Below are 14186 nucleotides of genomic sequence, written 5' to 3' on the forward strand. Positions count from 1 at the left end.
CTCTGACCTCCCTCGACCAGTCGCACTGCTTCTTGCTTGAATTCGAGCGTGTATCGCGCTCTCGCCGTCTTCGTCATTTCCGTTCTCCTTGCGTGAATTTAAACACTCAGCAAGGGATACGTTTTTCGAGGGCAAGGTCAATCAGCCATCTATTGACCCGCCCGCCACCACTACCTATCCAATACAAAATAAACAAAAATAACAGCCAATGGATCAATTATGAATGCCCACTCCCTGGGTTCGGCGAAGGTTTCCAGGCTTTTACGTATGGGTTTGTTGCTGGCCATAGTCTGCCAATGGCCCGCCTGGGCAGACACCCCACCCGACTGCGCAGCCCCTGCATCCACCGCGTGCTACTTTGCCTTCACGCTACCGGGCAGCGCCTTGGGGCGCATGCATTTTTATGCCTCGCGGGTACCCGGTGCGGGCACGCCCACGGCGGCCCTGGTCGCCGTGCACGGCCATCCACGGGACGCCAACAAAACCTTCAATGCCGCACTGAAAGCCGTGCAACACAGTGGCGCATTAGACCGCAGCTTGGTGGTAGCCCCGTTTTTCCAGGTCAGCGAGGCAGATGCAGCACCATGCCACACAGCGGGCGTGCCGGGTGCACAAGACGGAGATCTGCTGTGGACCTGCGCCTCGTGGATGGCCGGTGGCCAGGCGCGTAATGCCGCCGGGCTGACCTCGTTTGCCGCCCTGGACGCGCTGGTGGTGGAGCTGCACCAGCAGTGGCCCAGCCTGCAAACCGTCACCATTGCCGGGTTTTCGGCCGGGGCGCAAATGGTGCAGCACGCCATCGGCTTCGCTGCCGTGCCACCCGCCCCTATCACCCTGCGTTATGTGGTGGCCGACCCCGGCACCTGGCTGTACTTTGATCCGGTGTGGCCCGCCGCCACGGTAGCTGCCTGCCCCGAGGTCCAGCGCTGGAAGTACGGCACCGAAGACTTGCCCACCGACCTGGGCCGCAGCGCCACTGAGGCCCGCACCCACTATGCGCAGGCCGACATCCACTACCTGGAAGGCGCGCTGGACAGCAGCGACGCGCCGGGCACGTTTTACAAGATTCTGGACAAGAGTTGCGCCGCCATGGCCCAGGGCCCGTACCGCATGCAACGCGGGCTGGCTTACACCGAATACGACCGCAAGCTGCTGGCCCCTGGCAAGCAGCGCCGCGTGACCACCGTGCCGGGCTGCGCACACGATGTGGCCTGCGTTTTTGCAGCCCCTGAGGCCCGCTCTGCCCTGCTGGGTAACTAGCGCAAGTACTTGCGCGCGGCCCAGCCCCCCAAGCCGGCCAGGGCCAGCAGACCCAGCACAATCGCCACCGCCAACGGGCCGGGCTGGCGGAAAGCAGCCACGATCTGCTCCACAAAAAACGCCATGATCACCGTGCCCGGGGCCATGCCCAGCGCCGTGCCCAGCACCATGTCGCGCAGGCGGATGTGCGAGGCACCGGCGACCATGTTGACGATGGCAAACGGGGCGATGGGCACCACCCGCACCGCGATCACCGCCAGCAGACCGCGCTCGGCCAGGCGACGGCTGACGGTATTGACCCGCTCGCCGCCCAGCTTTTGCAGCACCGGGTTGCCCAGCAGATGCCCCAGCCCGTAGCTGGCCATAGCCCCAAGCAAAGCCCCGCCAAAGGTGGTGGCCATGCCCAGCCAGGGGCCAAAGGCTACCAGCGCCACCAGGGTCAGAAAGCCCAGCGGCACCACCAGAATGCTGGCCAGCGCAAAGCCTAGTACCGCCGCCACCGGCCCGAACGAAGCCCCCAGTTGCTGCAACGCGCCGACGATACGGTCGGCATCCAGCCACTGGCGCAGTGGCGAGGCGCTCCAGGCCACCGCCAAACCCACCAGCGCGGCCACCACCAGCATCAGTCCAAGGACCCGCCAACGCATGGAGGAGGTCAAGGTGCGGCCTTGTCCATGCGCTCGGCGATCACCGTGGCCAACTCGGTGACGTTGCCGGGCTCAAAGATCGAGCCGTGCAACCCGCGGATCTGGTGTTCGTACAGATGCTTGGGCATCAGCCGCGACCAAGGCCGAAACAGCCAGCGGCTCCAGCTGGCCAGGCCGGATGACTTGAGCAGCAGCGTGGGCCCGTCGTAACCTGTGGGGCGGTAGCCTTTCAAAGCCATCACCTGGCTGACCAGGCCGGGGTCATTGAACATGGCACCCATGCGGCGGCCGTTCAGGCTCAGCTCCTGCATGCGAAACCGCTTCACCAGCCAACCCGACAACCGCCAAAACGCCGTGCCGCCCAGGCGCGATGCCGGGTAGGTGGTGTCAATCAAGAACAGCCCACGCACCGGGAAACCACGCTGCTGCAGCAGGCGAATGGCCTCCAGCGCCGCCACACCGCCCACCGAAAACCCGGCCAAAAAACCAGGCCGCTTGCCGTGCGCCTGGATGGCATTGGCGTACAGAGTGGCCAGGTCATCGATGCGCTCTATCGGCTGGGTAAACGGGGGTTGCAGCATGTGCACATCGCAGGCATTGCCGAGGGCGCGCGCCAGGTTCTGGAAGCGCAGCAGGTCGCCATGGCCCGACGCGGCCAGGTACAGCGGCACCCGACCGGTGTCGGCGCCCAGATTGAGCATCACACTGGGGCCTTTGTTCTTGTCGGCCAGCGCTACGGCCAGGCTTTCGATGCTGGGGTGCTCAGTAATCAAGTACATCGGCACCTTGCGGCCCACCAGCTTCTCGATGCTGCTCAGCATGGTGACGGCGGCCAGCGAGTCGCCGCCCAGGTCGAAGAAATTGTCAAACACAGTGATGGGCCGGGTGTCCAGCACGTCTTCCCACAGCGCCAGCAGCTCGGCCTCGTAGCGGCGGTTGGCCTTACGGGCCTGGGTGGAGCTGGCGATAGCGCTGGGGTCGGGCAGTGCGTCATAATCGGTTTTGCCCGCCACGCTGGCGGGCAGGCCCGGCAAGATGCTGATGCCGCTGGGCACCATGTAGTTGGGCAGGCGCATGCGCAGCACGGCCTGCAGGCTCTCCACCGAAGCTTTGCCGGTGGCAGCCACCCAGGCGTGGATTTGCGGCTTGCCTTTGCGCTCGATCAGCTTGGCAGCCGCCTGCAACACACCTTCAATCGCCGACAGCGCCGACTCGATTTCGCCCAGCTCGATGCGGTAGCCACGCAGCTTGACCTGCCGGTCCAGCCGCCCCAAAAAGTGCAGATTGCCATCGTTGCCCAGCCAGCCCCGGTCGCCGGTGCGGTACATGCGGTGGCCGGGCCAAAACGGGTCGGGCAGAAACACCTGGGCATCCAGCTCAGGGCGGTTCAGGTAGCCGCGCGCAATCGCCTCGCCGCCGATGTAGATCTCGCCTGGCACGCCCAGCGGCATGGGGCGCAGCGCGTGGTCCAGCACGTAGATACGGGTGTCGTCAATCGGGCGGCCAATCGGCAGGGCGTTGTCGGTGCGGTGGTTTTCGCACTCCCAGACGGTGGCAAAAATCGCGGTTTCGGTGGGGCCGTAGACGTTGTACAGCCGCCCGCCGGTTTCCTTCAAAAAGCGCTGCGCCAGCTCGGGCGACAGCACCTCGCCGCCGCAGCAGGCTACGCGCAGCTTCAGGTCCTTGCGGTGCCCGGCCGAATCCAGAAACCGGCTCAGGGTGCTGGGCACAAAGGCCATGATGGTGACCCGGTGGCGCACCGCAAAGTCGGCCAGCGACTCGGGCAGCAATCGCCCTGGCGGCGGCAAAGCCACGCTGGCACCGTGCACCAGCGGCAGCAGCAGCTCGATCAGCGACGGGTCGAAGGTGACCTGGGTGGCCTGGGCCGAGCGGTCATGCCATTCCACCGCGTAAGCCCGCGACAGCCAGCCCAGCCGCCGTGCCAGTGTGCCGTGCTCGATCATCACGCCCTTGGGCCGCCCGGTAGAGCCCGAGGTAAACAGCACGTAGGCCAGGTCGTCCGCCGCGGGCTGCACGGTCAGCCGCTGCGAGCCGTGCTGGGCCACATCGGACAAGGCTTCCATCCAATCTACATGCAAGGTCCGGGCGTGCAGGCCGCCCAGCCGCTCCTGGGTATCTGGCTGGATCAGCACGGCGATAGCCCCGGCCTCTTGCAAAATCGCGTCCAGCCGGGCCAACGGAGCTTCGGGGTCGAGAGGCAAAAACGCCGCCCCGGCCTTGGCGATGGCCAGCATGGCGACTACCCAGTCGGGCGAGCGGTCCATCACCACGGCGATGATCTTGTCCTTGCCCGCACCCAGCGCCAGCAAGCGCCAGGCCAGGTGGGTAGACACTGCGTTCAGCGTGGCGTAGTCCATGGCCCCCACGCCCTGGCCCTCGTTCCACACCAAGGCATTGGATTCGGGGCGCAGCCCGGCGTGGTGCTCAAACTGCACCACAAAAGGCTGGACCACCGCCATGGCGGCCACGTCTTTGTGCAGGCCGTCGATCAGCATCCAGTGTTCTTCCGGCGGCACCAGCGCAATGCTGTCCAGCAAGGTCTCCGGCGGGCCCATGGTGGCCTCGACCAGGTGCCACACGCGGCGGCCCAGCAGCTCCACCTCGCCTTCGGCAAAGCAGGCGGCGCTGGCTTCCAGTGCCAGCTCCACGTCCTCGTCAGCATGGAACTCGCACACCGTCACGCCCAGCGGAAACCGGGCCCGGCCCGAGAACAACTGGCGCGACTCGACCAGCTCGGCGGTGCCAAACGACACCGCGTAGTCTTGCCGCTCGAACGACAGCAGCACGTCGAACAGGCCGTCGCGGCGGTTGCGCGCCACCTCCAGCGTGCGACCCAGCTCGCTCAAGGGGTAGCGTGGATGCCGCAGCGCGGCCCGCATGGCGCTGCCTACGGCGGCCAGCAGCCCGCCCAGGGTCATGTCGGGGGCCAGCTGCACCGCCACCGGTATCACGCCCACAAACATGCCCAGCGTGTCGGTAAAGCGCCGCCCGCCCCGGTTCAGGCTGGGCACGCCGACCACCACTTCCTGGCGGTTGCTGACGCGGCCAAAGTACAGAATCAGGGCCGCCAAAAAGAAGTTGAAGGCGCTGGAACCGCGTTCTGCCGCCACCTGGCGCAGCCGGTCGTAACCGGCCCGAGGAATGCGCTGTACCCCCATGTGGGCAGCGGGTAGCTCGTGCTGGCGGGTGCTGGCGTAGCGGCGCTCGATCAGGGCCGGGGGCAGTACCGGCATTTGCCCGCGCCAGTAGGCCGCATCGCGCTCGAACGCGGGCGACTGGTGGTACAGGGTGGACTCTTCGATAAATTTCTTGTAGCCCGGGTCGCTGCGCAGCGCCGGGGCCAGGCCCGTCTCCAGCGCGTTGTACAGCTCGCTCCAGCGCCGCATCACCTGCGAGGTGCCCCAGCCGTCCATCACCAGGTGGTGGAACTGGATGGTCAGCCCATGCAGCACATCGCTGGCACGCAGCAGGGCAAAGCGCCAGGGGGGCGTGCCATCCAGCACAAAAGGCACGGTCATGCGCTGCTGCCACCAGATGCGCATGGACTCCTTGGGGTCGGCCTGGGCCGACAGGTCCACCACTTCCAGGTTCAGGGCGCTGTGCGAGAGCAGGGTCTGGCTGCCGTCCGCCAGGGGGGCCAGGCGCAGGGCATCGCTCTCGGCCACCAGCTGGGCCAGGGCTTCCTGGAAGCGCGGCAGGTCCAGTAGGCCCACCAAAAACGCCCCGCCGCCGATGTTCAGGTGCGCACTACCGGCCCAGGTGCGTTGGTCCAGCCAGACTTCGCGCTGGCTCAGCGACAGGGTCAGGTCTTCATGGCGACGCTCTACCGGCGTTACAGCTTCCATTGCGCTATGGTCTCCATCGCATGGCGGTAGCCCACTTCGATGATCTCGTCGGCGCGGCTATAGGCCATGAGCGAAAAACCGGCCACCGGCGGCTCCAGGTACTGGTCGGCCTGGGCAATGGTGGCCGCGCGCTGGTGCAGGCCGCCGATGTGACCGGCGCGGTACAAAATTTCGGTGATGCCCGGCGTGCTGCGGGGTTTGCGCGACACCATGCCCTTCAGGGTGCTGCGCACCGACAGGCGCTCCAGCGCCGGGTCCACGCCCATTTCGACCTGCACGTCCACGTCGATGGCCACAATGGTGCCGTTGCCGCGGCGCTTCTCCAGCGGCGCGCCGAGGCGCATGCGCATCGCGTCCACCGGCACGTTTTCCAGAATCGCGCCATCCACCAGCAGATTGCCGTCCACCAGCACCGGCGGGAACAGGCCCGCAGGCGAATTACTGGCCAGCACGGCGCGCCACAGCGGTCCGGTTTCCTGCACCATGGTGCCGCCCTTGGTGAGGTTGCAGGCCGCGGCAAAGTACGGGGTCCACAGGGCATCCATCTGGATATCGCCAAACATGGCGCGCAGGTCGCGCTTGACGCGCCCGCCCGAGACGATGGACACCACGGGCAGGGTCGGCCACTCGCCGCCTTCGGCAAACTTGCGGGTCTGGTCGCGTATCTGGTTCAGCGGCAGGCCGCAGGCAAACTGCGCCCCAATCAGCGCGCCCATGCTGTTGCCGCCCACCAGGTCCACCGGAATATTCGCCTCTTGCATGGCCCGCAGCAGGCCCAGGTGGGCAAAACCGCGCGCACCACCGCCGCCCAACACCACGCCCACGGCGCGCCCGGTCAGGTAGCGCGCCAGCCGGGCGTAGTCGCCCGTATGCTGGGCGCGCGTGGGGTAGACGCGTTCGATCTGCCGCCCGGCACGCCAGACGCTGGTCACATCGGGGGCCACCGCCGCGGCCGGGTACAGCACCACCAGATGCTGGCGCTTCATGCCAAAGCCGGGCTCTCCGGTGAGCCGCTGCTCCAGCGCGCCCTGGGACCGAGAGGCCCCGGCATTGGCCACAAAAATCACCTGATCGGCCTGGCGGAAAGCCCGCCGCGTCCAGGACGAAGGCGTGGCATCGGCCTCGTAGACCAAAAAGTCGTAGGCATCTTCCAGCGCGTCGAAGCGGTCGCTGCCGCCCCCGGCTTCCGAGGTTTGCGAGCCGCGCTCCAGCTCGGCCGAGGGCGTGATGTGGTGCACCCGGCCCACGCGCCCAAAGGCTTCGGCCAGGCCGCGCGCCACCTCGGCAGAGCCCGCCCCTTCGTGCAGCGGCACCACCACGAAGGCCTGGGCCTGGTGCCGGTCCACCACTTGGGTGGTGTGGCGCAGGTGGTCAAAAATAGCTTGGGAAAACACCCGGTTCAGGGCCAGCGGCTGGCGCACCAGCAAGGCCTCGAAGTGGCTACGGTCCAGCACCGCCAGGGTGGAGTCGCGTACGGCGGTCACGTCGGCGGTGCGCGGCTGACGCAGGATCAAGCCCATTTCTCCGACGCTCTCGCCGGGGCGGATTTCGTTGTACAGCATGACGCTGCCGTCGCGGTTGCGGCGCGATGCCCGCAGGCGGCCGGTGATGACGAAGAACATGCTGTCGGCTGCTGCGCCTTCTTCCAGCACCACGCTGCCGCCGTGCACTTCCTGCAGCACCAGCACGTCGGCCAGATCGTTCAATACTGCTTCGTCCAACGTGCCAAACACGCGGCTGTCACGCAGCACCTGGATGACCCGCGCATGGAATTTTTCCTTACCTGGCATGGACTCGCCCTTTGTCTTGAATTCGATGATCCCGTGACACGCTCACCCGGGAGGCGCTGGCAGGGCCCGGACGCAGGCCATAGCCGACTCACGCCACACCCAACTCCGATACAAAAGTACACACTTTAGCAAGTGTACGCCTGCACAAGAAGGGTGCAAGTCGGCGTTTGTACAGCGAATGACAGGTTCAGGCGGTGGCAAACTGCCCCAAGTTGAGGCGCAAAGTGCGTCCGCAGCGGGCCGCCAAAGTCTCGTCGTGGGTCACCAGTACAAAGGCCGTACCCTGGTCGCGCGCCAGTTGCAGCATCAGCGCAAAAACGCCGTCGGCTGTGCTACGGTCCAGGTTGCCGGTGGGCTCGTCGGCCAGCACGCAGGCGGGCTGGGCCACCAGGGCACGGGCGATGGCGACGCGCTGGCGCTCACCGCCCGAGAGCTCGGCGGGGCGGTGGTGCACACGGTACTGCAAACCCACCAGTGCCAGTATTTTCATAGCTTCTTCTGCAGCCTGGTCGCGCGGTAGCCGCCGAATCCACAGGGGCATGGCAACGTTGTCGAGCGCACTGAATTCAGGCAGCAGGTGGTGGAACTGGTAGACAAAGCCCAGGTGCTGGTTGCGCTGGCGGCCCTGCTCGGCCGCATCCCACTGGGCCATGTCGTGGCCGTGGAGTTGCACCGTGCCGCTGCTGGGGGCATCTAGCCCGCCCAGCAGGTGCAGCAGCGTGCTTTTGCCCGAACCGGACGCGCCAACGATGGCCACGGTTTCGCCCGCAAACACCTGCAGGTCCACGCCCTTGAGCACGGTTACGTCCAGGCGGCCTTCGGTAAAACGCTTGGTTAAGCCAGTGGCTTGAAGTACGGGCTTATTCATAACGCAATGCTTCAGCAGGATTGACACGGCTGGCGTGCCAGCTGGGGTAAATGGTGGCCACAAAGGCCAGAATCAGCGAGATCACCGCAATCGGCACGATGTCGGCCTGCTGCGGCTCACTCGGCATGCGGCTGATGAAATACACCTCGCGCGGCAAAAAGCTGGCGTGGAACAGCTGCTCCAGCGCGGGCACGATCACGTCGATGTTGAAGGCAATGCCCAGGCCCAGCAGCAGCCCGGCCAGCGTGCCCATCACACCGACCATCGCGCCCTGCACCATGAAGATGCCCATGATGCTGCGCGGGCTGGCTCCCAGGGTGCGCAGGATGGCGATGTCGGCGCGCTTGTCGGTGACCGTCATCACCAGGGTGCTGACCAGGTTGAACGCGGCCACGGCCACGATCAGCGTGAGGATGATGAACATCATGCGTTTTTCCAGCTCCACCGCGGCGAACCAGGTTTTGTTTTGCTGCGTCCAGTCGCGGATCAGCAGGTTGCCGCTGAGGCTGTTGGCCAGTTGCTGGGCCACCTGGCGCGCCTGGTGCAGGTCTTGCAGCTTGACGCGGATGCCGGTGGGGCCCTCCAGCCGGAAGATGCGCTCGGCATCTTCCATGTGCATCATCAGCAGGGCCGAGTCGTATTCATAGTGGCCGGACTCGAAGGTGCCCACCACCGTCATCTGCTTCAGGCGCGGCACCACGCCGGCCGGGGTGACCTGCCCGCTGGGGGCGATCAGCGTGACCGGGTCGCCCACGCGCACGCCCAGGCTGCGCGCCAAGTCGATGCCCAGCACCACGCCAAACTGGCCGGGCACCAGCTTGGCCAGGGTTTCCTTGGGCATGGCCACGGCAAGGTCGGTAACCTCGCCCTCGTGCGCCGGGTCGATGCCGCGCACTATCGTGCCTTTCATGTCCTCGCCGCGCGCCAGCAATGCCTGGCTCGCGATGAAAGGTGCAGCACCCACCACCGCCGGGTTCTGCTTGACCTCGGCCAGAGTCTTGGCCACGTCGGGCAGCGCCTCGCCGTTGGGGGCGAAGATTTCAATGTGCGCCACCACCGACAGCATGCGGTCGCGCACCTCTTTCTGGAAGCCGTTCATCACGCTGAGCACAATGATCAGCGCCGCAACGCCCAAGGCGATCCCGAGCATGGACACGCCCGAGATGAAGTTAATAAAACCGTTGCGCCGGGTGGCCCGGCCCGCCCGCGTATAGCGCCAGCCGACCAAAAGTTCGTAAGGGATTTGCATGGAGCAGGTGAGAGAGGAGACGGGGTGATTGTGGCAGCTTGGACGCAAACGCCTGCTCCAAAGCCCAAAGCGGCTACAGCTATCTTTTAGATAGCTGTAGCCGCAAAAGGAATATACGCTAGAGGGCTAAAACACCCTCAATGGCGGTTTATTCGTCGTTGTCGGTGGAGAAGGTACGGACGGTGCTGTAGGCATTGGAGACACCGGGCACTGTACTGACCACCAGGCGGGCCTTGGCTTCTTCCACGGGGCCTTGGGCCCAACCGTGCAAGGTCACATTGCCGTTGCTGGCGGTCACCGTCAGGTCTTTGGCATCGCCACCGAGTTGGCTGCTGATGACGGATTGGACCGCGCTGGCCAGGTCGGCATCGTTGCCTGCAGCATGGGCGGGCAGGAAAGCGCCAGCAGCCAGGGCAAACAGAGCAGAAGCGGCGATGCGGTTGAAAGTGCGTGTCATGGTGGAATCCTTTGGGTTGTTGCACCAAGATTGGTGCGTTGTTTTGGGGTGGAGTTATCTTCCCAAGCGCAGGGGACGGCTGTGTATCGGATGGCGTGTGGCTGTGTTGCATGTGCAATTTGCCAGAAAAAAACCAACACCTTTTTTTGCTACTTAATCAATAGCTATAAGCGTAGACAGAATATGCACTTGAAGGCTAAAAGACCTTCTTATTTCCAACCGGGTGATACAAACTAAGTACTTACCCTAGAAGCCAAAAAAGTATCAGAGATGGGCAGCTCGCGCAGTAGTAAGCGCGCAACCGGCTCCCTAAACTAAGACCATGGCAGGTTGGTAAACACAAGAACACAAGGAGATGGCGGATGTCACCTTACCTCGAACTGGTAGGCATACAGCAGCAGGAGTCGTTCAAGGTTTGGACGCACGGCTACCCGTATGAAACGGTGCGCTGGCATTTCCACCCCGAATACGAGCTGAACTACATCAGCCACACCTCGGGCCGGTTTTATGTGGGCGACCATACTGGTACCTTCGAGCCCGGCCAGCTGGTGATGATGGGCCCGAACCTGCCGCACAACTGGATCAGCGAAGTGCCCACCGGGGAATCGGTGCCCGAGCGCTGCGTGGTGCTGCAGTTTTCCGGCAAGAGCATTCTGGGCGGCATCGAGGCTTTTCCCGAACTAAGCCAGTTGGAGCGGCTGCTGGCCGACTCGCAGCGCGGCATATTGTTCTCGCCCGAAGTCACCACCAAGGCCGTGCCTCTGCTCACCAACCTGCTGGCGGCGCGCGGCTTCCAGCGCGTCTACCAGTTCCTGGCGCTGCTGGAAACCTTGGCCCATGCACAGGACAACACCTTGCTGGCCACACCCACCTTCCGGCCTGACCCGCAGGGCTACCAGTCGTCCACCATCAACCAGGTGCTGACCTATCTGGCCGAGCACCTGAACGAGCGGCTCAATGAATCCGGTATGGCGCGCTACGCCGGTATGGAACCCAGCGCCTTCTCGCGCTTCTTCCGCCGCCACACCGGGCTGCCGTTTGTGCAATACCTGAACCGGCTGCGGGTGAACCGGGCCTGCGAGCTGCTGATCTCGTCCGAGCAGTCGGTCACCGACATCTGCTACGCCTGCGGCTTCAACAACGTCTCCAATTTCAACCGCCAGTTTCTGGCGCAAAAGTCCGTGCCCCCTTCGCAGTTCAGGCGCTACTACCTGCTGAACGATGAATGCGAGGCCACCGGCTAGCCGCCTGGCCTGCATACCCCGCCCTTTTTTCCACTTTTCCACGCCTTGCAGCGGGAGCTTTTCAGCCCCCGTGTGGCAGCGCTTGGCCTTTTTTTAACCTATGGACATCGTATGAGCACAACACCTGCCCCTGACATGCAAGCCGTGGTCTGCCACGGCCCGAAAGACTACCGCCTGGAACGCGTGGGCAAACCCGTGGCCGGCCCGAACGAACTGGTCATCGAGATCGTCGCCTGCGGCATCTGCGCCAGCGACTGCAAATGCCATTCCGGCGCGGCCATGTTCTGGGGCGGCGACGGCAAGCCGGCCTGGGTCAAGGCGCCGGTGATCGCGGGCCACGAATTCTTCGGCTACGTGGTCGAGGCCGGTCCGGGTGCGCTGGAACACTTCGACGTGACGATCGGCCAGCGCGTCATCGCCGAGCAGATCGTGCCCTGCGGCAAGTGCCGCTACTGCACCAGCGGCAGCTACCACATGTGCGAAGTGCATAACATCTTCGGCTTCCAGCGCGTGGTGGCCGATGGCGGCATGGCCGACTACATGCGCCTGCCGCCGACGGCGCGGGTGCACAAAATCCCCGAAAGCATTTCGCTCAACGACGCCGCCATGATCGAGCCCATGGCCTGCGCGGTGCACACCGTGAACCGCGCCGACATCCAGCTCGACGACGTGGTGGTGATCGCCGGTGCCGGCCCGCTGGGCCTGGGCATGGTGCAGATCGCCAAACTAAAAACGCCGAAGAAGTTGGTCGTCATCGACATGGTGCCGGCCCGGCTGGCGCTGGCCAAGGCCTTCGGTGCCGACGTGACCATCAACCCCGCCACCGACGACGGCCGGGCCATCATCGACAGCCTGACCCAGGGCTACGGCTGCGATGTCTACATCGAAACCACCGGCGTGCCGGCCGGCGTGACCCAAGGCCTGGAGCTGATCCGCAAGCTCGGCCGCTTTGTCGAATTCAGCGTATTCGGCAAGGAGACCAGCGCCGACTGGTCCATCATCGGCGACCGCAAGGAGCTGGACGTGCGCGGCTCCCATCTCGGCCCGCACTGCTACCCGGTGGTGATCGACCTGATGGAGCGTGGCCTGCTGACCTCGCGTGGCATCGTCACCCACGACTTCACGCTCGACGAATGGGAAGAAGCCTTCAAGCTGGCCAATTCGCTGGACTCGATCAAGGTCTTGCTCAAACCCGGACGTGCTGCATGAACCAGCACCCCGCCGCCTGCGTGATCGGGGTCGACATCGGCACCCAAAGCACCAAGGCTGTGTTGGTGCGGGCCGACGGCCAGATCCTGGCCCAACACGCCAAAAGCTACCAGGTGGAAACGCCAAAACCGCTGTGGGCGCAGCAGTGGCCAGATGTCTGGCTGGACGCAGTCGTTGCATGCATAAAAGGGGTTCTAGCCCAGGTAGATTCTGCGCAAGCTGCTATCAAAAGCATATGTGTCAGCAGCCTGTATGGCGGCAGCGGCATACCGGTGGACGCGCAGGGCGAAGCGCTGTACCCCTGCCTGATCTGGATGGACCGCCGCGCCCAGGACGAGGTGCGCTGGGTCCGCGAGAACGTCGACCTGGAGCGCCTGTATGACATCACCGGCAACGGCGTAGACAGCTACTACGGCTACACCAAGATGCTCTGGCTGCGCGAGAAAGAGCCCGCCATCTGGGCCCGCACCCAGCAGTTCCTGCCACCCAACAGCTATGTCAACGCCCGCCTGACCGGTGAAGTCGCGGTAGACCACAGCTCGGCCGGGAATATCGGCGGGATCTACGACGTGGCACAGCGCGGCTGGTCGGCCGAGGCGCTGCAGATGTTGGGCATTCCGCTGCACATGGTGTCGGCGCGCCTGGTCGAGTCCAGCGGCGTGGTCGGCCCGCTGCTACCGGCCTGGGCCGAGCGCCTGGGCTTGCCCGCAGGCATTCCGGTGGTGGCCGGTGGTGTCGATGCCGCCGTGGCCACGCTGGCCGCCGGTGCTACCCAGCCCGGCAACCACGTGGCAATGGTAGGCACCAGCATGTGCTGGGGCACGATCCGGCCAAGCGTCGATGCGCGGCACGGCCTGATCAGCATGCCGCACGTGTTCAATGGCGATAACAACGGTACAAAGGATCTGTACGTGTTCGGCGGCGCCATCGCCGCCGGAGCCTCCGTCACCTGGTTCCGCGAGACCTTTTGCCAGGCCGAAATCGCCACAGCCAAAACCCTGGGCGTCGACCCACACAGCCTGCTGGAAAAAGACGCGGCACCTTTGCCACCGGGCAGCGGCGGCCTGCTGTTCCTGCCCTATTTGATGGGCGAGCGCAGCCCCGTGTGGGACGCGCAGGCCAGCGGCGCTTTCGTCGGCCTGGGTCTGCACCACGGCCGCGCCCACCTGTACCGCGCGGTGCTGGAGGGCGTGACATTTGCGCTGCGCCACAACATCGAAGCCGGCGTGCGCGGGCTTACCCAGCTGGACCACCGACTGGTGGTGGTCGGCGGTGCCAGCCATTCCGACCTGTGGATGCAGATCATTGCCGACGTCACCAACCGCCCGGTGTTCACGCTGGCTGACGATGTGGAAGCCTCGCTGGGCGCGGCCCTGCTGGCAGCCTTCGGCGCGGGTCTGATCGACGCCGACGCGGTGCGCCGTGGCTGGGTGACACCGGTGCTGCGCACCGAGCCCAACGCCGAAGCCCACGCCGCCTACAACGACTTGTTTGCCCAGTACGTAGACCTCTATCCCGCGCTCAAGCCTGCGATGCACCGCCTGCGCGCAACCACCACACCGCCCCGTTCACCAGGAGACCCGCCAGCATGAAAAA

10 protein-coding genes are annotated in these 14186 nt (G+C 65.1%); 4 read left to right on the forward strand and 6 right to left on the reverse strand.

Going from position 1 to position 14186, the window contains the following annotated elements; all coding sequences use genetic code 11:
* Positions 1-219: 219 nt before the first annotated feature.
* Entirely contained in the window at positions 220-1260 is a 1041-nt protein-coding gene (locus tag Q0T48_RS02940) for a hypothetical protein (protein ID WP_295952154.1), read from the forward strand.
* Here Q0T48_RS02940 and Q0T48_RS02945 read toward each other — a convergent pair.
* The 6 genes from Q0T48_RS02945 to Q0T48_RS02970 form a co-directional block, all read right to left on the reverse strand.
* On the reverse strand, positions 1257-1919 hold the full coding sequence (locus Q0T48_RS02945; RefSeq protein ID WP_295952157.1) for a VTT domain-containing protein: 663 nt from the start codon (positions 1917-1919) through the stop codon (positions 1257-1259). The two genes, Q0T48_RS02940 and Q0T48_RS02945, sit on opposite strands and share 4 nt — an antisense overlap.
* Positions 1916-5773: an amino acid adenylation domain-containing protein gene (locus tag Q0T48_RS02950; RefSeq protein WP_295952159.1), complete on the reverse strand. Its 3858-nt coding sequence runs from the start codon at positions 5771-5773 to the stop codon at positions 1916-1918. Before Q0T48_RS02950 ends, Q0T48_RS02945 begins: the two co-directional genes overlap by 4 nt.
* Positions 5761-7563 (reverse strand): cyclic nucleotide-binding and patatin-like phospholipase domain-containing protein, encoded by a 1803-nt coding sequence (locus Q0T48_RS02955; protein WP_295952162.1) that lies wholly within the window; start codon positions 7561-7563, stop codon positions 5761-5763. The genes Q0T48_RS02950 and Q0T48_RS02955 overlap by 13 nt, the downstream gene beginning before the upstream one ends.
* A gap of 187 nt (positions 7564-7750) precedes the next feature.
* On the reverse strand, positions 7751-8431 hold the full coding sequence (lolD, locus tag Q0T48_RS02960; RefSeq protein ID WP_295952165.1) for a lipoprotein-releasing ABC transporter ATP-binding protein LolD: 681 nt from the start codon (positions 8429-8431) through the stop codon (positions 7751-7753).
* The gene (locus tag Q0T48_RS02965) at positions 8424-9680 is read right to left on the reverse strand and encodes a lipoprotein-releasing ABC transporter permease subunit (protein ID WP_295952168.1); all 1257 of its coding nucleotides are present in this window, start codon (positions 9678-9680) and stop codon (positions 8424-8426) included. Before Q0T48_RS02965 ends, lolD begins: the two co-directional genes overlap by 8 nt.
* A 148-nt stretch (positions 9681-9828) precedes the next feature.
* The gene (locus Q0T48_RS02970; RefSeq protein WP_295952171.1) at positions 9829-10137 is read right to left on the reverse strand and encodes a BON domain-containing protein; all 309 of its coding nucleotides are present in this window, start codon (positions 10135-10137) and stop codon (positions 9829-9831) included.
* Between the two features lie 362 nt (positions 10138-10499).
* Between Q0T48_RS02970 and Q0T48_RS02975 the strand changes: the two genes are divergently transcribed.
* The 3 genes from Q0T48_RS02975 to Q0T48_RS02985 all read left to right on the forward strand — a co-directional run bounded on the left by Q0T48_RS02975 (position 10500) and on the right by Q0T48_RS02985 (position 14182).
* Positions 10500-11381, forward strand: coding sequence for an AraC family transcriptional regulator (locus tag Q0T48_RS02975; RefSeq protein ID WP_295952173.1), 882 nt, complete (start codon positions 10500-10502; stop codon positions 11379-11381).
* Positions 11382-11492: 111 nt separating this feature from the next.
* Positions 11493-12590, forward strand: coding sequence for an alcohol dehydrogenase catalytic domain-containing protein (locus Q0T48_RS02980; RefSeq protein ID WP_295952175.1), 1098 nt, complete (start codon positions 11493-11495; stop codon positions 12588-12590).
* Complete coding sequence (locus Q0T48_RS02985; protein WP_295952180.1) at positions 12587-14182, forward strand: FGGY-family carbohydrate kinase; 1596 nt, start codon at positions 12587-12589, stop codon at positions 14180-14182. Before Q0T48_RS02980 ends, Q0T48_RS02985 begins: the two co-directional genes overlap by 4 nt.
* The last annotated feature ends 4 nt before the right edge of the window (positions 14183-14186 follow it).

Origin of the sequence: Rhodoferax sp., assembly GCF_025354435.1 — a bacterium.
Taxonomy (GTDB): domain Bacteria; phylum Pseudomonadota; class Gammaproteobacteria; order Burkholderiales; family Burkholderiaceae_C; genus Rhodoferax_B.